The sequence below is a fragment of the Enterococcus sp. PF1-24 genome, from assembly GCF_029893325.1.
Taxonomy (GTDB): Bacteria; Bacillota; Bacilli; order Lactobacillales; family Enterococcaceae; genus HY326.
Genome location: NZ_JARXWL010000012.1, coordinates 53,558 through 75,428, shown reverse-complemented (window position 1 = coordinate 75,428; position 21,871 = coordinate 53,558). Strand labels below are relative to the sequence as shown.

The 21,871-nt window shown below is 36.2% G+C and carries 18 protein-coding genes, 1 tRNA gene and 2 pseudogenes; 15 read left to right on the top strand and 6 right to left on the bottom strand.

Annotated elements, in window-relative coordinates; genetic code table 11:
• Positions 1-185 precede the first annotated feature (185 nt).
• Both M2139_RS07260 and M2139_RS07255 read right to left on the bottom strand, forming a co-directional pair.
• Positions 186-614, bottom strand: coding sequence for a GFA family protein (locus tag M2139_RS07260; RefSeq protein WP_280738091.1), 429 nt, complete (start codon positions 612-614; stop codon positions 186-188).
• 81 nt (positions 615-695) lie between these two features.
• Positions 696-1,244: pseudogene (locus M2139_RS07255) on the bottom strand (sugar O-acetyltransferase); the annotation flags it as partial.
• Positions 1,245-1,515: 271 nt separating this feature from the next.
• Between M2139_RS07255 and M2139_RS07250 the strand changes: the two are divergent.
• From M2139_RS07250 to M2139_RS07225, 6 genes are all read left to right on the top strand, one after another.
• Positions 1,516-1,884 (top strand): hypothetical protein, encoded by a 369-nt coding sequence (locus tag M2139_RS07250; protein ID WP_280738092.1) that lies wholly within the window; start codon positions 1,516-1,518, stop codon positions 1,882-1,884.
• Positions 1,830-2,780, top strand: a complete 951-nt coding sequence (locus M2139_RS07245) for an Ig-like domain-containing protein (RefSeq protein WP_280738093.1) — start codon at positions 1,830-1,832, stop codon at positions 2,778-2,780. Before M2139_RS07250 ends, M2139_RS07245 begins: the two co-directional genes overlap by 55 nt.
• 2 nt (positions 2,781-2,782) lie before the next feature.
• Positions 2,783-8,980: a SpaA isopeptide-forming pilin-related protein gene (locus M2139_RS07240; RefSeq protein ID WP_348522603.1), complete on the top strand. Its 6,198-nt coding sequence runs from the start codon at positions 2,783-2,785 to the stop codon at positions 8,978-8,980.
• Positions 8,981-9,114: 134 nt separating this feature from the next.
• On the top strand, positions 9,115-9,663 hold the full coding sequence (locus M2139_RS07235) for a PadR family transcriptional regulator (RefSeq protein WP_280738094.1): 549 nt from the start codon (positions 9,115-9,117) through the stop codon (positions 9,661-9,663).
• A 4-nt stretch (positions 9,664-9,667) separates the two neighbouring features.
• Entirely contained in the window at positions 9,668-10,051 is a 384-nt protein-coding gene (locus tag M2139_RS07230) for a hypothetical protein (protein WP_280738095.1), read from the top strand.
• Positions 10,052-10,220: 169 nt separating this feature from the next.
• Entirely contained in the window at positions 10,221-10,700 is a 480-nt protein-coding gene (locus tag M2139_RS07225; RefSeq protein ID WP_280738096.1) for a DUF2922 domain-containing protein, read from the top strand.
• On the opposite strand, the gene M2139_RS07220 is transcribed toward M2139_RS07225, so the two are convergent.
• The 3 genes from M2139_RS07220 to M2139_RS07210 all read right to left on the bottom strand — a co-directional run bounded on the left by M2139_RS07220 (position 10,671) and on the right by M2139_RS07210 (position 11,760).
• Complete coding sequence (locus M2139_RS07220) at positions 10,671-11,036, bottom strand: ACT domain-containing protein (RefSeq protein WP_280738097.1); 366 nt, start codon at positions 11,034-11,036, stop codon at positions 10,671-10,673. The two genes, M2139_RS07225 and M2139_RS07220, sit on opposite strands and share 30 nt — an antisense overlap.
• Before the next feature lie 137 nt (positions 11,037-11,173).
• Complete coding sequence (locus M2139_RS07215) at positions 11,174-11,554, bottom strand: hypothetical protein (RefSeq protein WP_280738098.1); 381 nt, start codon at positions 11,552-11,554, stop codon at positions 11,174-11,176.
• Positions 11,554-11,760, bottom strand: a complete 207-nt coding sequence (locus M2139_RS07210; RefSeq protein ID WP_280738099.1) for a helix-turn-helix transcriptional regulator — start codon at positions 11,758-11,760, stop codon at positions 11,554-11,556. The genes M2139_RS07215 and M2139_RS07210 overlap by 1 nt, the downstream gene beginning before the upstream one ends.
• 218 nt (positions 11,761-11,978) lie before the next feature.
• Between M2139_RS07210 and truA the strand changes: the two genes are divergently transcribed.
• Positions 11,979-12,719 (top strand): tRNA pseudouridine(38-40) synthase TruA, encoded by a 741-nt coding sequence (gene truA / locus M2139_RS07205; protein WP_280738159.1) that lies wholly within the window; start codon positions 11,979-11,981, stop codon positions 12,717-12,719.
• A gap of 134 nt (positions 12,720-12,853) precedes the next feature.
• Here truA and M2139_RS07200 read toward each other — a convergent pair.
• Positions 12,854-12,924 (bottom strand) — tRNA-Thr (locus M2139_RS07200).
• A 254-nt stretch (positions 12,925-13,178) separates the two neighbouring features.
• Here M2139_RS07200 and M2139_RS07195 point away from each other — a divergent pair.
• The 8 genes and pseudogenes from M2139_RS07195 to M2139_RS07160 all read left to right on the top strand — a co-directional run bounded on the left by M2139_RS07195 (position 13,179) and on the right by M2139_RS07160 (position 21,754).
• A complete protein-coding gene (locus M2139_RS07195; protein ID WP_280738100.1) occupies positions 13,179-13,964 on the top strand; it encodes a carbon-nitrogen family hydrolase in 786 nt (261 codons plus the stop codon).
• 128 nt (positions 13,965-14,092) lie between these two features.
• Positions 14,093-16,903: a sigma-54-dependent transcriptional regulator gene (locus M2139_RS07190; protein WP_280738101.1), complete on the top strand. Its 2,811-nt coding sequence runs from the start codon at positions 14,093-14,095 to the stop codon at positions 16,901-16,903.
• A 174-nt stretch (positions 16,904-17,077) separates the two neighbouring features.
• Positions 17,078-17,551: pseudogene (tnpA, locus tag M2139_RS07185) on the top strand (IS200/IS605 family transposase).
• A 409-nt stretch (positions 17,552-17,960) separates the two neighbouring features.
• The gene (locus M2139_RS07180; RefSeq protein ID WP_280738160.1) at positions 17,961-18,452 is read left to right on the top strand and encodes a mannose/fructose/sorbose PTS transporter subunit IIB; all 492 of its coding nucleotides are present in this window, start codon (positions 17,961-17,963) and stop codon (positions 18,450-18,452) included.
• Between the two features lie 134 nt (positions 18,453-18,586).
• Positions 18,587-19,573, top strand: coding sequence for a mannose/fructose/sorbose PTS transporter subunit IIA (locus M2139_RS07175; protein WP_280738102.1), 987 nt, complete (start codon positions 18,587-18,589; stop codon positions 19,571-19,573).
• Positions 19,574-19,588: 15 nt separating this feature from the next.
• Positions 19,589-20,401, top strand: coding sequence for a PTS mannose/fructose/sorbose transporter subunit IIC (locus M2139_RS07170; protein WP_280738103.1), 813 nt, complete (start codon positions 19,589-19,591; stop codon positions 20,399-20,401).
• Between the two features lie 18 nt (positions 20,402-20,419).
• A complete protein-coding gene (locus M2139_RS07165) occupies positions 20,420-21,331 on the top strand; it encodes a PTS system mannose/fructose/sorbose family transporter subunit IID (RefSeq protein ID WP_280738104.1) in 912 nt (303 codons plus the stop codon).
• 51 nt (positions 21,332-21,382) lie between these two features.
• Positions 21,383-21,754, top strand: coding sequence for a DUF956 family protein (locus M2139_RS07160; protein WP_280738105.1), 372 nt, complete (start codon positions 21,383-21,385; stop codon positions 21,752-21,754).
• Positions 21,755-21,871 lie beyond the last annotated feature (117 nt).

Below are 21,871 nucleotides of genomic sequence, written 5' to 3'. Positions count from 1 at the left end.
CGACCCTTTTAAGGGTTAGAGAGTGATACAGCCACCTCTTGAGAGGTGGGCAAAAGAGGCAAAGGCACTATGGCTTGAACATGAAATGTGAAAAGCCAGCGTCTTTAGGCGCTGGCCGGTTTTAGGGGCTTATAGCCCCAGAGCAAACCACCCTTTTGAAGGGTGGTGCTGATTTTAACTATTGTTTATGCTTCTGAAAATTCAGCTTGAACAGCCGCCATAATTTCAGCTTCGGTTTTTTTAACCGTTGGATTAGCAAAAGTATAATAAGCTGGTTTTTTATCGTAAAAGATTTCTTCTGTTAACTTTTGCTCAGCCGTTTCTTCGAATAAGCTTGCTGATAAATAATAGACATCATCATAAAAAACATGATAAAACAGAGTAGTACCACAGTTTTTACAAAATCCTCGCTCAGCCCATTCAGATGATTGATAGCAAGTCACTGCATCTTCAGGTAATACCATTACCTCTTTACTAGTTCCACCAGCAACTGATAAGAAAGGGCCGGCTGACCATTGTGTACACATTGAACAATGGCAGGCATGAACGTCCTCGTGAAAATCTTTCACCGTAATTGACACTGCACCACATAAACATTTTCCTGTTTTTTCCATTTAAATTCCTCCAATACAAAATTATACTATTAATTATACGAACGTAAGTTCTTTTTTGTCTAGGGGAACAAAAGATTAAATTTCAATCGTTTTTATGATTTTAGCAGGATTACCACCAACTACAACATTATCAGGAAAAGATTTCGTTACCACAGCGCCAGCCGCTACCACAACATTATCGCCTAAAGTTACGCCGGGAATTACGATAGCACCACCACCAAGCCAGACATTGTTGCCAATAGTGATTGGTTTTGCATATTCCACGCCGCTATTTCTTTCGACGGGGTGAAGGGGGTGGGTTGCGGTGTAAAGCTGAACATTTGGCGCCAACATACAATTATCGCCAATCGTAATTGGCGCGACATCTAAAAAAGTACAATTAAAATTGGCGTAAAAATTTTCCCCAACATGAATGTTATAACCATAATCAAAAGCAATCCGTGGTTCGATATAACAATTTTCACCAGTGGAACCAAATGTTTCTTTTACGAGTTGATTACGTAAATCTTGGTTGCTAGCATCGTTGATTGCTTGCAGCTGTTTTTTAGCATGAATATGATCGGCTACCAATTCAGGGTCAGAGGGACGATAAAGTTCCCCGTTAATCATTTTTTCTTTTTCGGATTTCATAAGTTTCCTCCCATTGAAACAATGTTTTTTATAATATTTATTTTCATTTTTTTACTAGCCTAATTTTATCATTAATAAAATATTGTTTATAGCTTTTTGATAAAAGAAAAGTGAAAGCTGGTACTTTTTTGAAAAATTTCATTTTCTTAAATAATCAGGATAATCCCCATTAAAAAAATAGATGTTATTGAATAGTGCGTATTATTTCTCAAATTTGTAATTTCGTCTGATAATTGATTCATAAGATATTAATGTACTGGAGGAATTTAAAATGAAAAAGTGGATGAATATGCTTATGCTACTAAGTTTGTCATTGAATTCTGTATCTCCTGTGTTTGCGGCAGGGATTGATGGAATTGAGGAAAGAGGGGAAGAAACCAGCGTTATCGCGGAGAGTGAAACGACAACCACGACAAACTCAGAAGAAGCGCTAACTAGCGCTAGCGAAACGCCAGAAACACCTGCTATATCGCCTGATATAGCAAGCGTAGAAGCGTCTGAAACAGTAGATTCCACCAATGAAGAATCTTCAGAAGAAATTGTTAAAGAAAATAGTTTAACGCTTTTTTCAAAAAGTGAAATAGCTTGGAAAAAAATGAAAAAGCAAGTCAATATTTACTGTCTGTCTATGGTGAATTAGATTTGCAAAACTCAGAAGAACCCGAAATAGAAGTGGCTTTGTCAGATAATTTTGTACCTGATAGTAAGCTTACTAAAGATGAAAGTACTATTTTTTCAGAAAACAATCAAAAAATCGGTGAATACCAGTTTGGTTTCAATAATCAGCAACAACAAATTTTAACTTTGGATTTTGCTAATGCTGAAGAAGGCGTCACCGATTTTCATTTCACTTTATATGGAGATGTTAAAAATCCGCAAGAAGATTTGGTTTTTGCCGATGAAAAAGGCAGACTATTAACTTTTCCAGCTGCTGTTATTCCGCAACCTGAAACAACGGAAACTTCCAATAAAGAAGCTGTAACGAAAGAAACCGATGAAAAAACAACAGCAACGACTGATTCAACAAGTGAAAAAGTCGAAAAAAACGACAAAACTGATAAAAAAATAGCAGCAGCTCTTGAAGATGAACGCAATCGTAATATTAATGATTTATTTTCAAAATATGCTCCTGGTCAAAATTTTGTAACAAACATTACGCAAGAGTTTGATCCTGACCCAGCAACAATCGACTCAGATATTCATTTTCATATGGATTTTTCAATTCCCGATAGTGTTCGTGGGGTTTTAAAAGCCGGCGATTATTATGAAATGGAATTGCCAGCCGGCATCAAAGTTACGGATATTCAAGAAGGCGATTTAGTGAATGAAGCTGGTGAAGTTTACGGTCATTATGTAATTGATCCTACCGATAATAAAGTCAAGATTACGTTTACCAATAATCAAGACGGTGAATTTCTGCCTGCTAGTGGTGGGGGAATTAATTACACTTCTCATTTCGATGAAGAAGTTATTACGACACCGGGAGATAAAACTTTTATTATCCAACCGATACTAATTTACCACCTTTTGAAGTAACGATTAAACCGGAAACAGAGTCTTCGATTGATAAAGCAGGTCATACGGATAAAGAAGTCAACCCAAGTAATGTGATTTGGAATGTTGATTTTAATAAAGCTTTATCAGATTTAACCAATGCAACGATAACTGAAAATTTTCCTGATAGTGTGAGGTATGACAGTAGTCAGCCACCAGTTATTTATCCTTTAATCGTCGATTTGGAAGGTAATGTGATTGGCGTAAGTAATCAAGCCGTGCCAACTGATCAATATACAGTGGATGCTAATGGTAATATTACTTTCAATCAACCAATTAGCGGAGCATATCGAATTGTCTACACGACGCCAATTAATGATAGTGCAAAACCAACAGATGGAGGGACAGTGACCGCAACTAATGAGGTTACGCTATGCTCTGATGGATTAGCAGATGCTTCTGCTGATACTACCATTACTTTTGATTATGGTAAAACTTTAACAAAAACCAAAGATAAATATGATCCAACCACCCAAACTTACACTTGGACGATTCATTATAATTACGGACAAAAAGATATTCCGATATATGTGCCGATTACTGATATTTTTTCTAATATGGATTTAGTTGATGGCAGTATTGTCTTGAATTATATGAACTTTATTGACGATGGCAAAGTGATTAAAGGAGCTGTTGTACCAGAAGATGCTTATACAGTGAATGTAGATAAAACTGGTCAGCTTGTAATTACTTTCAATGATAATGTTCAACAAAATCAAGGTATTGATATTACTTATCAAACAAAAGTTGATCAAATAGTATCTGATGGCTCAACTCAAATTAAAAATGATGTATCCATGGATGGCGTTACTAATCCGCCAACTATTTCTGATAATCCTAAACAACAAGCGGTTATCAAAAATAAACCAACTATTGATTATGCTAACAAAACTGCTTTTTGGACAGTAGATATCAACAAAAATAATTACGATTTAACCAATGCTGAATTTATTGATACGATGGATTATACCGAAGCTGGTTATGTAAGTTTACCACGTATAACCGATACTGATGATAATGCATGGTCAAATACTGGTGTAGTTATTCATGACAATAAAGCCAATAAAGATTTAGTAGGTGCAATTGAAGTTATAGATAAAACTACAGAAATAGTTTTTGGGGATCCAGCAACGGCAGATTATATTTTAAAGATTTATGTTAGTGCTGGTGCAGGGGCAGTTGGTTCAAAATATGACAAATTTACGATTAACTTTGTCAATAATTATCAAACCACCAACCATTCCTTTAAAATGAGCTACTATACTAAATATAATCAGTTTGAAACACCAGCTGTTAATCCTGGTGGTAAATTAAGTTATGACAATAATATTAATTTAACTTGGCAAGATGGTGACGATACTTATTCAAGTGACAGTAATAATGGCTTTGATACGAGTACCAGCGAATCACATCAAGGTTTTAAGGCGGGAAGTTACAATCCTTTAACAAAAGAAATTACTTGGACTATTGTCACTAACTATAACGGTTTAGATATTAATCAGTTTACCGTGAAAGATCCGATTACTGGTAACCAAGTTTATCTTCCTGATAGTTTAAACATTACGCGGGGAACAATTACAACAAATGGTAGTTTTGAAGCTACTTCACAAGCTGAATATGCTGGCAATCAAGTAGGCGCAGATTATGTTAAGGTAACCAATCCGGTTGCTAATGAAAATTCTAATGGCATTTTAGACATAGCGGTGGGCCCTGATATTCCAGGCTTTAATAGTAAAGAATCCCCTAAAGTTTTTAAAATTGAATTTAAAACTAGTTTACAAGGTCAAATCGTTGAAGATGCAGCAACTTATGATAACGTAGCGAAAGTAACGATTGGCAATGAAGAGCAAGATTTATCTGCTGAAGTTTCGATCAATTACGCAGGAGAAACAGCTAGTAAAAAAGTTGATTATGATAGTAAAACAGGTTTAATTAGCTGGTCATTATGGTTAAACCGAAGTCAATCAGCTTTGAAAAATCCCGTAGTGACAGATTATCCAAGTAATAATCAGATCATTGATTTAGCAAGTGTTAAAGTTTATCAAGGAAAAGTTGACAGTGAAGGTAAGGTTACTCAAGGAGCTGCTGTTTTAGCTGAAAATTATACAGTTGACTTGCAAACTGATCCAGTAACTGGTCAACAAATCTTGAAAGTTTCTTTTGATACGATGCAAGAAGAAGGTCAACCGACTGGTGTAATTGAAAAACCATATTTAATTACTTATCAAGCAAAACCTAACTTTACTTCACAAGAAGAGGTCATCTCTAACTCAGCACAAGTAACATCAGATGGTGGCTCTTACGAAGGCGAACCAACCAGCGACAATCAAAAAGTTCACATCGAAGATAGCTCTGGTATTGCATGGGGGACTAAAGGTAGTTTAACTATTCAAAAAATCGGTGAAATTACTCAACAAGCATTGCCAGGAGCTAAGCTACAACTGATTCGTCATTATGAAAAAGCGAATTTACCAGACGAAATTCTTTACACCGTTACAACTGGCGCAACTGGTCAAGCTAGCTTTGGTAATTTAATTTATAGTGATAAAGATGATCCAAATCGTAGTTTCACTTATTTAATCAAAGAAGTTGAAGCACTTGCCGGTTATACGATTTCTGATGAATTATTAGCAGGCGTTCCTGTAACGGTTGATGATAAAACTAGCAATGGTGAGATTTTAGCCATTGATAATCAACCGGTTGCGATTCATTTCTTAAAAGTTAATGCAGCACAAGAAGCTTTAACTGGTGGCTCTTTTGCACTACAAAAGAAAAATGATCAAGGTCATATGGAAGTGGTGCGTGTCTTTGCAGCAACTGCTGAGGGTGTAACTTTCACTGGCTTAACCGATGGCGATTATCAAATTCGTGAAGTTGCGGCACCAGATGGTTACATGTTGAATCCGATGATGATTGAATTTACTGTTAAGTTGAAAGAAAATGGTCAACGAGGTATTTTCGTGAAAAATGCCGCTGGAGAGTTAATTGAATCAACTGGTAATTTGACTATGACGGACTATCAAGCTTCTGCGACTTTCAAAAAAGTTGATAGTCAAGGTGTTGGTTTAGCAGGCGCCGAATTTGAATTGAGTCATGCGGATTATCAAAGTGGTGATTATTCTGTTGTTGCTAAAGTTATCAGTGATAAAGATGGTTTAGTAGTCATGAATAATTTAGCCCCTGGTGATTATCTTTTGAAAGAAACTAAGGCGCCAGCAGGATATTATTTAAATGGGACAGAAATCAAATTCACGATTAGTTATCAAGCGGGCCAAACACCAGAACCACTAGAAATTTTAGCTGAAACTGGTTTTGTAAACTATTTAGGAACCGCAGAATTCAAAAAAACTGAAGCAGATGGTAAAACTGGTTTAGCCGATGCAGTCTTTGAGCTATTAGATGAAAATGATCAACCAGTTGAAGTAGACGGCAAAGATGTCGAAGTTACTTCTGATCAGGATGGGATTTTCAAAATCGCTAATTTAATGGCTGGTGCAACTTATGGTTTGCGAGAAATCAAAGCACCAACTGGTTATATTAAAAACGACACGATTATCAGATTTACTATGCCAGTTAGTCAATCCGCTGATGAAACTGGTGTAACGATTGATTCAGAGAAAGCCGCTGAAATTCCGGTGTACACTGAAACCACACCATTTAGAAACTATCAAGGTTTAGTTCAATTTACGAAAGTAGCTTCTACTAAAGACAATCAAGAAAAAGTCAATTTAGCAGGAGCCGCCTTTAAACTTTATCAAGTAGATGGTGATGAACTAGGTAAACAAATTACAGCAGCTGAAAATGGTGCCAATGAAGACAGGCTCTTTATTTCAAGCAGTAATGGTTTAGTTCAAGCTGGTGATTTAGCACCAGGTGCTTATCTTTTTGAAGAAGTGCAAGCCCCTGATGGCTATATTTTACAAGTAGAAGATCCAGCAACCCCACTTAAAGAACGTAAACTTTACTTTGAAGTGGTTGAAGATGCTGAAGGAGAAGTGGCCCTTAAAGATTTAGGAACTTACGAAAACTACTTAGGAGAAGCAATTTTCAAAAAAGTAGCGGAAGATGGTTCTGATTTAGCCGGTGCTGTCTTTACAATTGAAAAGAAAGGCCCGGGAGAAAACAGCTTTACCAAACTTGATATTACCGTTAAAAGTAATCCAAAAGGTGAAGTTGAATTAGAAGATTTAGGCCCCGGAACTTATCGAATTACGGAAAGCCAAGCACCTGAAGGTTATTACTTAAAACCAACAGTCATTGAATTTACGATTAGCGAAACAGCCAGCAAAGAGCTGGAAATAATTGATTTAAATCAACAATTAGTCAACTATTTAGGTAGCGCCAAATTTGTGAAAACAGCCAGCGATGGCGTAACCACTTTAGCTGATGCCGAATTTATTCTCTTAGATGAAGATAATAAAGAGATAAAAATAGACGGCGAAAGAAAAGTCTATACTTCTGACAGCAAAGGTGTTATCACCATTGAAAACTTAAAAGCTGGTAAAACTTACGGCTTGCAAGAAATTAAAGCACCAACTGGCTACATTTTAAATGATAGTATTTACAGCTTTACGATGCCAGCCAGTGAAGACGCTGAAATCACAGATGCCACTGAAAATTTGGTTTACAACGGTGAAGTACCATTTAAAAACTATCAAGGCGTAGTTCATTTTACCAAAGTTGGTCAACCAAAACTTTCTGATGATAAAACGCAAGTACCTTTAGCTGGTGCTAAATATGCGTTATATCAAGTTAAAGATGGCAAACAAGGTCAACAAATTACCGCTACTAAAAATGGTGCAAATCAAGATGGTTACTTTGTTTCAGATAGCAATGGTTTAGTGCAAGCGGGTGATTTGGAACCGGGGGACTATCAATTTGTGGAAGTTGAAGCGCCAGCGGGTTATATTTTAAACCCAACCCCAATTACCTTTACGATTGTCGCTGAAGCAGAGGGGGCGGTGGAAGTTGACAATCAAGAAGCAGTTATCAACTATCAAGGAGCAGCTGAATTAGTGAAAGTTACAGAAAACCAAAAACCTTTAGCTAACGCTGAATTTGCGGTCTACAGAGAATTTTTTGGTACGACACCAGCGCAATTGATTACCACTGTTAAATCTGACAAAGACGGGATTGTTTTAGTGGAAGAATTAGCGCCAGGCAATTACTATTTCCAAGAAATTGCCACACCAGAAAATGCTTATATCATCAATAGCGAAAAAATTCATTTTACCATTGATGAAAAAAGTGCCGTTAAACCAACAGTGGTTGCTGCTAATACTAAAGAAAATCCGTTGATTAACTATTTAGGGGATGCTCGCTTACAAAAAGTTGACGAAAATCAAAAAGCCTTAGCTGGAGCAATCTTTAAAGTCGTTGATGAAAAAGGACAAACCGTCAAAGGCAATGAAAAATTAGTTGCTGATGAAAATGGTTATGTTTTAGCAACGAATTTAGCCCCTGGTAAATATGCTTTCGTGGAAATTCAAGCAGCAGATGGCTACTTATTAAATAGTCAACCGGTACCGTTTGAAATTATACAATCTACAGAAGGCGAACCGGAATTAGTTACAAGTTATCAAGAAAAACTTTTACAATTAGTTAACTATCAAGGTAGTGGCGAATTAACCAAAGTTGACCAAGCAACTAAAGCTACTTTGAAAGGGGCAGTTTTCCAATTGTTAGATGCTCAAGGCAAAGTGATTAAAGACAATTTGACAACCGATAAAGACGGTAAAATTGTCGTTACTGGTTTAGCCCCTGGTAAATATAGCTTTAAAGAAATTAAAGCGCCAGATAATTATCAGTTAAGCCAAAAAACTTGGGATTTTGAAATTACTGATAAGGCAGAAGGTAAACCAGTTGCGGTTCAAATCACAGCTGAAAATAGCAAAGATGAAGAACCAAATCAACCGGGCAACCCTAATGAACCTAACCAACCAGGAACACCAGGAAATTCTGGTAATCCAAGCAACCCAAATACACCTGGCTCATCCACTACGCCAAAAACACCAAGTAATCCTAAATCCCCTTCAGGTGGTGGAACCGGCGGTATCGGTAGCACTGGTGGCAGTTTACCAAAAACTGGTGAAGAAGCTAACTTTACTTTAAGTATCTTTGGCGTGTTGGCAATTGGAGTAGGGCTTTATCTAGTTTGGAAACGCCATGAAAAAAGAAGTTAATTAAAATTGACTGGAACAAAAATCAGCAAAAATACTGATTTTTGTTCCAGATTTTTTATGCTCAAACACTTCATAAACTTTGATTAAAACTAAAAGTTATGTTACTATTAGCAATAATATGAAGAGGTGGAAGTATGGATATTATTATCTTGGGAATATTGATGATGAAAAAAGCAACAATCTATGAAATGCGAAAATTAATTGATAGCCATTTTACAAATATCAGTAGTAACAGTTTAGGCAGTATTCAAGCAGCTATTAAAAAGTTAATTGCTAAGGACTATATTGTTTTTGAGGAATTTGTAGAAAATAGTATTAATAAGAAAAAATATGCCATTACTGAAAGCGGGCGCGATTATTTTTTAGCAAGTGTGAAAACACCAATGTTGTATAAAGAAAAGAATATGGAGCTTAGTAAATTCTTTTTTATGGGCTTTGTCGGAGAAAAAGAGTGGCTAGGGCTGATTGATGTTTATATTGCTGAGCTAAAATCTCAACTAAGCAAGCTAAAAGAGATTGCTGAGAGTAGTGAGCCACGAACGGCTTTTGATATTCAAGAATTACAAAATATTGCGCTATTTCAGTATGGCACATTGGATTTATCAATTGCTAAAATTGAATTTGAAATTAATTGGTTTGAAAAGTTTACCAAGAAAATTATAGATGAACAGGAAGGGAGATGACGAGATGCTTACTTCAAAAATTGGAGCGCTTTTATTTGCTCTTATTGCACTGCTAACATTATTAGTAACATTTGGCCTTCCTTTAGGGGAGTTTACTTTAGGTGGACAATATGCAGTTTTGCCTATAAAAATGCGAGTTATGACGGGAATATCTTTTGTAATTCAACTATTTGCCATTCTGATTGTGTTACAAGCTGGTGGTGTTATGAAAATGTGGTTTCCTATTAAAATTGTAAAAGGGATTGGCATATTTTTTTCAGTTTACTTGACGATAAATGTGGTGATGAATTTTATGTCAGATAGCCCGAAAGAACGCTATCTAATGACTCCCTTGGCATTAGTTGCGGCAATTTGCTTCTGGTTAACGATGATAAATATGGAAGCTTAAAAAAATTTTACCCTTGATAAAATTATCAGCCCTTGTGGGAACTGGATATTTTTATCAAGGGTAATTTTTTTTAGCAAAGTTGAAAATAAAAATGGGTGACATTTTGACGCCAAACTTTCGTTTATAGAGTGTGGATACAAATCACTGATAAAGAAAGTTGGGAGAGAAAATGCGAAAATTACATTTAACTTTTTGGAATGCAGATGGCAGTCGAAAAACTTTTATTATTCATCAGGTGGCACAAAATTTGACCCCTGAAAAAGTCTATTATTTAATGGGAAAGTTAATTGATTTGCAGCTATTTGTAAAAAATGGCGTACAATTATGTACGGCTATTCATAGTGCTAAGTATGTTGAAATCATCACGACACCTTTGTTTGATGTTAGTAAGGATACTCAGGAAGAAGAGCGTTTGGAGAGGTTGGCTAATCAGAAGTTTGCTGAAATTGTTGCAGAAGAAGAGGTGGGTCAAGCGAATAAAAATGACCATGCTTTGATAGAACAAATGAAGTTCCCACAAAACAGAGTCAAGTCGTTGTTAATATTAGGACTGTTTTATCAAGCTAGTCAACAATTATTTCTTTTAAAAACCAGAAATTGGCAACGTGGACCAAGTAAACTAAACGATTTGATAACCAGCAGAAGCTAAAAGAGTAATGGCTTGCTGAAAGTTATTAGCTTTAGTTAAGATATAATCCGTGTTGTAAGTGGAAATAGCGAAAATGCCAATTTCATTATCAGCTAATAAAGTCGAAATTTTTGATAAAATGCCAATTAGGGAAAAATCTAAGACACCCTCAATGCGGAAGGCTTTCCAGTCATCATCTTGCTCTAGCACATTATCAGGAACGTGTGCTGTTAGGCAGACTAATGAATTTTCTTGATCGGTTTTCCCTGTGAAACAGTAAGGCTGATTGAAATCAACTTGTGAGTAATCAACAACTTTACAAACGGAAAAGTCGTGGTCTAGTTTTTTGATTTGCATGAATGGCTCCTCCTTGTGAATTTGTTAGCTTCCGCTTTTTGTTGCTTGATTAACGACTTGTGTTTCTTAAACACTCCTAAAAAATTTAACTAAGTTATTGCTTTTATAATACTAGGCATTATATTTTCTTTTAATCATCAGTCATTATATTTTTTTTGAACAATTTTATGACATATTGAAAAGACTAGGCAATCAAAGATAATGGCTTCAATATGAAGTGACGAGTTACTAAAAACATCTCCATAAGTAAATCCAGCTGAAATAATAGGGATAAAAGGTCGCGTTCTATTAGTAACCATAGTCCAGATGATACCAATGATTAGTTGAATGATATGCAAGCCAGCAATACACAACATAGAATAGCCTAAAGCATCAAAAATCATTTTCTTCTCTAGTTCGTCTTGCTTGCCAGATTTGACATGAATCAAGGTCTTGATTGCTACAAAAACGGTATAGAATGAGTATAGACCTAGAAATATAAAAATTATGCTTAAAACAATTGATAAACTAACTGGCATTATTTTTCATCCTCCAATTCGAAAATTTCTTCTACAGACATCTGAAAGTATTTGGCTATTTTTAGAGAGAGTTCTAAGCTTGGATTGTACTTAGTTTTTTCGATGGCGTTCATAGTTTGTCTTGAAACGTTTAAATCAGTAGCCATCTGTATTTGTGAAATGCTTTTCGCTTCACGAATTTCTTTTATTCTATTGTAAACATTCACTAAAGCACCTCCTAGTATAGTAAAGATATCTTTACTATACTATAGCACCACAGAATGTGTAAGTAAAGATATCTTTACTTTGAGGATGAATAAAAAAGAGTAGCTGGGGACTACTCTTGATTAAATCACTTTATCTTTATAACGACCTTTTGCCAGAAATCAAAATTAAGCGTAAGATAAAGAAAAGGATTTTTAGAAATTTACCAAAGGAGCAAAATATGAGAAATATAAAATTAACAATTGAATATGATGGCAAACGCTATCTTGGTTGGCAACGACTAGGTGATTCAGATAAAAGTATTCAAGGGAAAATTGAGCAGATATTAAGCCAGATGACAGGTGAACAAATTGAGATTATCGGTTCAGGACGAACAGATGCTGGAACGCATGCAAGAGGTCAGGTAGCAAATTTTAAAACCAATACAACAATGAGTGCTACAGAAATTATTGATTTTTTGAATCGCTATCTCCCTCAAGATATTGTTATTAAAAAAGTGGAAGAAGTTCCAGAACGTTTTCATGCTCGTTATCATGCGGCGAGGAAACAATACAGCTACTACGTGTGGAATAATAAAATTCCATCAGCTTTTGAACGCTATTACAGTTTTTACTATCCACAGAAACTTGATATTAATAAAATGAATGAAGCTTGTGAAAAATTAGTAGGAACACATGATTTTATTGGCTTTTCAGCATTAAAAAAATCTAAAAAATCCACTGTTCGTACCATAAAAAAAATAACCATTGAAGAAGAAGGAGATATGTTGCATTTTACCTTTGTAGGCGATGGTTTTCTTCACAAAATGGTTCGTATTATCACAGGGACTCTTTTAGAAATTGGTGTTGGAAAATTGAAGGTAGCAGATGTTGATGAGATACTTGAGAGCAAAGTCCGCAAGAACGCAGGAGAAACCGCACCTTCGCAAGGATTGTTTTTAGATGAAGTTTATTATAAGTGAATGTACGAATTAAAAGGGATTTTTTTAGCTTTGGGAAATCATTGTAGCTCTGTTACTGTCAAAACTTAAAAACAGCGGAAAATTTAAACAAAAAAACTTCTTAAACAGCAAAGTTTAAGAAGTTTTTTTATGAAAGCCACTTGAGAGAATTGAACTCTCATCTCAAGCTTACCATGCTTGCGTTCTACCATTGAACTAAAGCGGCGTGATTCACACAAGTTATAAGATACCTAAGAAATTAAGGATTGTCAAGCAGTTATTTATGATGGGAATATTTTTTCTTAGCACCTTCACTTTGTCAGTTTTATTAATTTTTTTAGCGAATATTGACAAAAGGAAATATCTCGTTTTTCTAAAAATTAATTTACAATTTTGATAAAACGGAATATTCTTAGTAGGGAAACTTTTTTTAGCGTAGTTTATTATATAGTAGTTTTTAACAGAGGGGAGGCGATTTTTATGACGCAGCAAACTTTTGTCTTGATGCAGATGGATATTACTTTTGGTAAACCAAAAGACAATTTTCAACATCTTCGGTATTTATTTCAACAAGCGGATTTACAGGCTGGGGAAATTGTTGTTTTACCAGAAATGTGGAATAGCGCTTATGATTTAAGTAATGCCGCGATAGTAGCGGATCTTGATGGTCAGCAGACTTTAACTTTATTAACAGAGCTAGCGATAACATATCAAGTAGCAATTGTTGGCGGCTCGATTTTAAGAAAAAGTGGCGATAAATATTATAATACCAGCTATCTTATTAATGAACAGGGAGAACTTATCCAGCAATATAATAAAGTCCATTTGTTCAAATTAATGGCAGAAGATCAATATTTAACGGCTGGCGAAAGCTTAGTTACTGCTAAGCTATCAACTGTTTCGCTAGGACTAGGCATTTGTTATGATTTGCGTTTTCCAGAAATGTTTCGTAAGCTGGCTGTGGCAGGAGCAGAAGTGTTGGTTATACCTGCTCAATGGCCGCAAGCAAGAATTCAACAATGGCGCAAATTATTACAAGCGCGGGGCATTGAAAACCAAGCTTTTGTGATTGGCGTTAATCGAGTAGGATCAGATCCGGATAATCAATTTAATGGTCAGTCATTAGTGATTAATCCTTTAGGAGAGATTACTGCTGAATTATCGCAACAAGAAGAAGTTCGTAAAGTCACCATTGATTTAGCAGAAGTCACTCAAGCTCGTCAAGCAATCAGCGTTTTAATGGATCGCCGACCAGAGTTGTATTAGTGAATAGTTTAACAAAAGCCTAACCAAGGTGATTTGACTAGCAAATCATTTGACGTTTTGGCATAAAATGGCGAAAATATAAGTAAGGGCTATAATTGTTTACTTTTTAGTTGCAGGAGGTGAAAAATATGGAACGTAGAATCGAGCGCGTGTTAGCTTATGTTCAAGAGCAAGTGGATGCTTCAGGAGAGTTATGTAGCGTAACGACTGCTGAAGTTGCGGAAGCTTTAGGAATTCAACGAACGAATAGTAGTAAAGATTTAAATCAATTGGTACGAGAAGGTCTGATTATTAAAAGCCAACAGCGGCCCGTTAAGTATCAAGCGATTAAGCCAAATATTTATCAACCTTTAACGAAATATGTACCAAGTTATAAAGAAAATGCTGAAACTCAAACAGAAGATGCCTTTAATAAGACGGATAAAAATATATTTGCGCATTTAATTGGGACTAATGGCAGTATGAAAAATGCAGTGGAGCAAGCTAAAGCAGCGATTTTATATCCTCCTAAAGGCTTGAACTGTTTGATTACTGGTCCAACGGGTTCTGGTAAAACCCACTTTGCCCATGCTATGTTTACTTTTGCAAAAGAAAATGGCGTAATTCATAATCATCAAGAGTTGACGGTTTTTAACTGTGCCGATTACGCCAATAACCCTGAGCTATTAATGAGTCATTTATTTGGCTATGTTAAAGGCGCTTTTACTGGTGCTGAAAATGATAAAGCTGGTATTATTGATCAAGCGGATGGTGGCATGCTCTTTTTAGATGAAATTCATCGTCTTTCTCCCGAAGGGCAAGAAATGATTTTTTATTTTATGGATCATGGCACTTACAATCGCCTGGGAGAGAGTGGCAAACATCGCCAAGCCGATGTGCGAATTGTTGGAGCTACGACGGAAGATCCTAGTTCTTCTTTATTGGATACTTTTGTGCGACGTATTCCGATTCATATTCAACTGCCAGCTTTTACCGATCGTCCCGCCCTTGAACAAATCGATTTGGTGCGGATGCTGTTAGCGATTGAAGCCAATCGAATTCAGCGCCATTTAGTCGTTACTGAAGATGTGGCTAAAGCTTTAATTGGTAGCGTTACTTATGGAAATATTGGTCAGCTGAAATCGAATATCCAACTTGTTTGTGCTCGTGCTTTTATGAATCAAATGACTTCTACTGAAATTTTGATTTCCGTGGATGATCTTTCTGAAAATATTAAAACTGGCTTGGTTCAATTAGCCAGCCAGCGAGAGTGGATGGCGGAAATTACTAAAAATCTCGAGCCCAAATTACTGATTCCACCTAACGAGCCGTTCTTAAAATTTCAACAAGATACGTATGAGTTACCTTATAACTTATATGATATTATTGGCGACAAAGCCGCTTTATTAAAAGCTGATGGTTTAGATCAAAGTTCAATCAATCATTTTATTTCCACAGATATTAATATTCATTTGAAATCATTTTATAAAGATCATGGCTTTACTTTTGAAGCTGATAATAAACTTGTTGAATTTGTGGATGGTAAAATTATTCACTTAACTGAAGAAATTTTTGAATATGTAAACACAGAGTTGAATTATGTTTTTCAGCCGAACTTTATTTATGCTATGAGCTTGCATATCAGTTCTTTTGTCCGGAAAATTACCATTGGAGAAAAACGGGAAGCTAATATTAACATTCAAGAAATGGCGGAAGATTTCCCTGTTGAATTTACTTTAGCTACCGAAATTCATAAAATTATTGGGCAACGTTTAGAGATGACGATTCCTAAAAGTGAAGTTTATTACTTAACCGTGCTATTGGTTTCTTTACAAAATCGCCAAAAATCTGGTCGGGTAGGCGTAGTCTTAGCCGCTCACGGCAACAGTACCGCAACCAGCATGGCGCAAGTGGTGCAAACGTTACTGAATACTAAGCGGGTGCAAGGGGTGGACATGCCTTTAGATATGAGTCCCCAAGTTGCTTTTGAAAAAATTAAAGAAAAAGTCAAACAACTAAACGAAGGAAATGGCGTACTACTACTAGTTGATATGGGCTCTTTAACTTCCTTTGCTGAAAAGATTGCTACAGAAACCGGCATTGCGGTGCGGACTTTAGATATGGTAACCACGCCATTAGTTTTAGAAGCGGTTCGCAAAGCTTCGGTTTTAGGAACGAATTTGGAAGAATTATATGATTCACTGAAAAATTTCCAAGGCTATGCTTCTTTCCAACAAACCAAAGAAATTCCGGCCCAACAATCACAGAAAGAAAAAGTTATTCTGGCAATTTGTGCTTCTGGCGAAGGAACTGCTCAAAAAATTAAAGAGATTATTGAAGGTACTTTACTTAATAGTCAAATTAAAGATTTAGCAGTTATGACGACTTCCGTGCTAGAATCCAAAGAAAAAATTCAGAAGTTGCAAGCTGATTCTGAAAAAGAATTGATTGCGGTAACGGGGATTTTAGATCCGCAAATTGATGTACCTTTCCTTTCTTTAGAACAATTTATTAATCAAGATATTGAAACCTTATTAGAAGATTTATTATTGGAAAATGATTTGTCAGCTGTGGCACCGATTGAGTTAACCGAAGAATCCGCTAAGCAGTTATGTACAGATTATATGACAGAAAACTTCACCTTTATTAATGGTAAAAAATTAGTTGAGCCATTATGGGGTTTTACCCAACAATTATTTAACGATTATTTCGCTGAAGAAATGCCTTATAGCACTTGCATTAATTTAGTGGTGCATCTGGCTGGCGCAGTGGAACGAGTGATTTTACGCAGTGAGCTTCATATTGAAGATCATGAATTAGATGCTTTATATCATGCTTCTGCTTATCAAATTATCCATCCGTTAACTGAAAAATTAGCCCAGTGGATTCAAGTTCAACTACCAGCAGTGGAAGAATATTTCATTTACCAATTTTTAGAAAATCAAAAAGTTACAGAATAGCAGCACAGAGTCGCTTTCTTAAGGGGGAAGGCGGCTTTTTTTGTATGTACTGAAAACCACCTGCTAAGCGGGTGGTTCCGGAGAGCTTCCAGCGAGGTATAAAAAAGCCTCCTAAAATGATAAACTGATGAAGGTTTGCCGACCGCATCACAATCAAAATTAGGAGGAACCTTTATGAAAAAGGATAAAGAAAGTTTATCACATACAACGTGGAGATGTAAGTATCATATAGTATTTGCCCCCAAATATAGAAGACAGATAATATACGGAAAATATAAACAAAGTGTCGGAGAAATATTGCGAGAGTTATGCGAACGCAAAGGAGTAGAGATACTAGAAGCAAACGCCTGTAAAGATCATGTTCATATGTTAGTGAGTATTCCACCGAAAATAAGTGTATAGCAGTTTATAGGGTATTTGAAAGGGAAAAGCAGTTTAATGATTTTTGACCGACATGCAAATCTAAAATATAAATATGGGAACCGAAAATTTTGGTGTCGAGGATACTATGTGGACACAGTAGGAAGAAATAAGGAAAAGATAGCATAATATATACGAAATCAAATACAAGAAGATTATGTAGCAGATCAGCTAACGTTGTTTGAGGAGTATGATCCATTCACGGGGAATAAAAATAAGAAAAGATAGAAAGGGATTCTTATAGAATCGGCGAGAAAAAGTGGTGCGGAAGGAAGACCATTCAGAGGGCCTTTCAGGCCGTGGCCGGTAATAGAGGCTTATAGCCTCAGAGCAAACCACCAGTTCTCACTGGTGGTTTTGATTGCTAAATTTAGCTTTAATAGCGTTCGTAATGCTTGTGTCTTAGATAGTTTATGGAAACATTAATTTTATAATATTTTTCCAACAATACACAACCCCACAAAGAATACACTAAACTCTAGTGTATTCTTTGTGTATTGCGTAAAAGCCTGTATTGTGTGAGGCTAAGTTAGTGTATTTTGGCACGGTACTTGCTTATATAAAGATGAGAAAGGTAGGTGGGCATTTTGGCTAAGAATCTTACCATTTTTGGCCATTTGTTGAGGAGGTAACTATGATGAATATTTGCTTAGCACGAATTGATGATCGGTTAATTCACGGACAAATTACAACCGTCTGGGCAAAAACGACAGGTATTCAAAGAATTATTGTTGTGAGTGATGAAGTTGCTAAGGATGAATTGCGGAAGTTTTTATTAGGCCAAGCAGTTCCCCCTGGTATCAAAGCTAATGTGATTACTGTAAAAAAAATGGTTGAAGTTCATCGCCATGCTCTTTTTGCAGGTGTTAAGGTCATGTTGCTGTTTACGAATCCACAAGATGTGGCGGCGATTGTCAAAGCTGGCGTCAGACTTCCCTCTATCAATATTGGCGGGATGCGATTTCAAGATGGCAAACGAATGATTACTAATTTTGTTTCGATTGATGATGCAGACATTGAAGCTTTTCGCTATTTAATTTCTAAAAGAATTGAAATTGAAATTCGTAAAGTTCCGGCTGATCGTAAAGTTAAATTAGTCGATTTGTTGCAAAAGGAAAAATTACTGTGATTGGAATTGTAACTAAGAAATTATTACTTTTATCCTTAATTTCAAATAAGGTAATTCTTTTCAAAAAGGCAACAGCAATTTTATCAAAGTGTATTATTTTTATTTTATTAAGCAATAGAATGGAGGAAATAGATATGGTAGGGATTATTCTTGCTAGTCATGGAGAATTTGCTGAAGGTATCTTGCAATCTGGCTCAATGATTTTTGGAGAGCAGGAAAAAGTTCAGGCAATTACTTTAATGCCTAGCGAAGGCCCAGAAGATTTAAAAGCTAAGATTGAAACAGCAATTGTCGCCTTGGATGAAGAAGAAATTCTGTTTTTAATTGATTTATGGGGTGGCACACCTTTCAATCAAGCCAATTCACTATTTGAAGAACACAAAGATCATTGGGCAATTGTTAGTGGCTTGAATTTACCGATGTTAATTGAAGCTTATGCTTCTCGTTTTTCTATGACAACATCACATGAAATTGCTAGCCATTTAGTTACGATTGCGAAAGAAGGCATTCGGGTACGTCCTGAATCATTAGAATCACAAGAAACAAGCAAAGTTAGCGGCAATCAAGGACATGGCGGCTCATTACCAGAAGGTACCGTTGTTGGCGATGGCAAAATTAAAATCGTTTTAACGCGGGTTGACTCTCGTTTACTTCATGGGCAAGTTGCAACCGCGTGGACTAAATCAGTTTTGCCAAACCGGATTATTGTTGTTTCTGATGCGGTAGCGAAAGATGATTTGCGGAAAAAATTAATTGAACAGGCTGCACCTCCTGGGGTAAAAGCTAACGTGATTCCTGTTCAAAAAATGATTGAGATTGCTAAAGATCCACGTTTTGGTAATACGAAAGCAATGTTGCTTTTTGAAAATCCACAAGATGTTTTAAGAGCAGTTGAGGGCGGCGTAGAAATCAAAGATTTGAATATCGGTTCAATGGCTCACTCAGTTGGTAAAGTTGTTGTAAGTAAAGTCTTATCAATGGGAACAGACGACGTGGAAACTTTTGAAACATTAAAATCTAAAGGCTTAACATTTGATGTTCGTAAAGTACCTAATGATTCTAAAGATAATATGGATGAAATTCTTAAAAAAGCCAAACATGAATTGGCAAATGTGAAATAGAAGGAGGTTTTTATAATGGAATTAGCATTACCTATTGTACCAGCGATATTAGTTATTTTAGTAGCTTTCTTAGCAGGGATGGGAGGGATTTTAGATGAATTTCAATTTCACCAACCGCTAGTTGCTTGTACTTTAATCGGCTTAGTAACAGGAAACTTAGAAGCCGGAATTGTTCTTGGTGGATCTTTACAAATGATCGCTCTTGGTTGGGCGAATATCGGTGCAGCTGTAGCGCCAGATGCGGCATTAGCTTCAGTTGCGTCAGCAATTATTTTAGTTTTAGGTGGTCAAGGTGTGGCAGGTGTACCATCAGCAATTGCAATTGCTGTACCCCTTGCCGTAGCAGGTTTGTTTTTAACAATGATCGTTAGAACTTTAGCTGTACCAATGGTTCATTTAATGGATGCAGCGGCAGACCGCGGTGATATTCGTGGTGTTGAAATGTGGCATATCTTAGCAGTACTTTTACAAGGTGTGCGGATTGCTGTTCCCGCAGCCGCTTTACTATTAATTAAACCAGAAATCGTACAAAACTTATTAGAATCAATGCCTGCTTGGTTAAGTGATGGTATGGCAATTGGTGGGGGAATGGTTGTAGCTGTTGGTTATGCAATGGTTATCAATATGATGGCAACTAAAGAAGTTTGGCCATTCTTCATTCTTGGTTTTGTGATTGCTGCAATTTCTGAATTAACATTAATCGCTCTAGGAGCAGTTGGTGTTGCATTAGCTTTAATTTATATTCAATTATCTAAAATGGGTAACTCTGGTAGTGCTGGTGGCGGTAATACCGGTGATCCGTTAGATGATATCTTAAATGATTATTAGACTTGGAGGGAAAAGAAAATGGCAGAAAAAATTGAATTAACGAAAAAAGATCGTTTAGCAGTTGCATGGCGTTCCACATTCCTTCAAGGTTCTTGGAACTATGAACGGATGCAAAATGGTGGCTGGGCTTTTGCAATGATTCCAGCAATCAAAAAATTATATCCTAAAAAAGAAGATCGTACTTTAGCTTTAAAACGACATTTAGAATTTTTTAACACTCACCCATATATTGCTTCACCAATTTTAGGGGTAACCTTAGCTTTAGAAGAAGAACGGGCTAATGGGGCGCCAGTTGATGATGTAGCAATTCAAGGGGTTAAAGTTGGGATGATGGGACCTTTAGCCGGTGTCGGCGATCCCGTGTTCTGGTTTACAGTTCGACCAATGTTAGGTGCGTTAGGTGCATCTTTAGCAATGGGTGGTAGTATTTTAGGTCCGATTATTTTCTTCGTTGCTTGGAATATTATTCGTTGGGCATTTATGTGGTACACACAAGAATTTGGTTATCGTGCCGGTTCTAAAATTACTGATGATTTATCAGGTGGCTTATTACAAGACATTACTAAAGGTGCTTCCATCTTAGGGATGTTCGTTCTAGCTGCTTTGGTGCAGCGGTGGGTATCCATCAAGTTTGTTCCGACTGTTGCAAAAGTTCAACTGGATAAAGGCGCCTATATTGAATGGGATAAACTATCTGAAGGTTCAAAAGGGATTCGCGAAGCATTTGAACAAGTCGATTCAGGTTTGGCGTTGTCATCAACTAAAGTTACAACCTTACAACAAAACTTAGATCAATTGATTCCTGGTTTAGTGCCATTGTTACTAACTTTATTATGTATGTGGTTATTGAAGAAAAAAGTTTCTCCAATCATCATTATCATTGGCTTATTCATTGTCGGTGTCCTTGGTCACTTAGCAGGCTTGCTATAATTTAAAAATAACAGGCTACCTGCCTATAATGAAAGAAATGGAGGATTCATCATGGTCCAATCTTTAAATACTAAAGTTGATTTAGTGATAGAAGGTACAGCTTTTACCGGGCTTACAGATTATGGAAAAATTATGATTGGTGATAAAAGTTTTGAATTTTATCACGATCGCGATACGAGAAAATATATGCAAATCCCTTGGGAAGAAGTTGATTATGTACTAGCTTCTGTGATGTTTAAAGGTCGATGGATTCCTCGTTTTGCCATTCAAACGAAAAAAAATGGGACTTACACTTTTGCAGCCAAAGATGCTAAAAAAGTTTTACGAGCGATTCGTAATTATGTTCCTTCAGAGCGTATGGTGCAATCATTGAGCTTTTTCGATGTTGTGAAACGTGGCGTGAAGGGAATAGCTTCAAAATAATTTGAAAATTGACTTTAGGCAAATGTGCTTAAAGTCAATTTTTTTGTCTTCTATCAGTTCATTAAGATGATTTTCTGTTATAATAAAAGATGAATTTGAGAGAGAGAAGGGATTTTT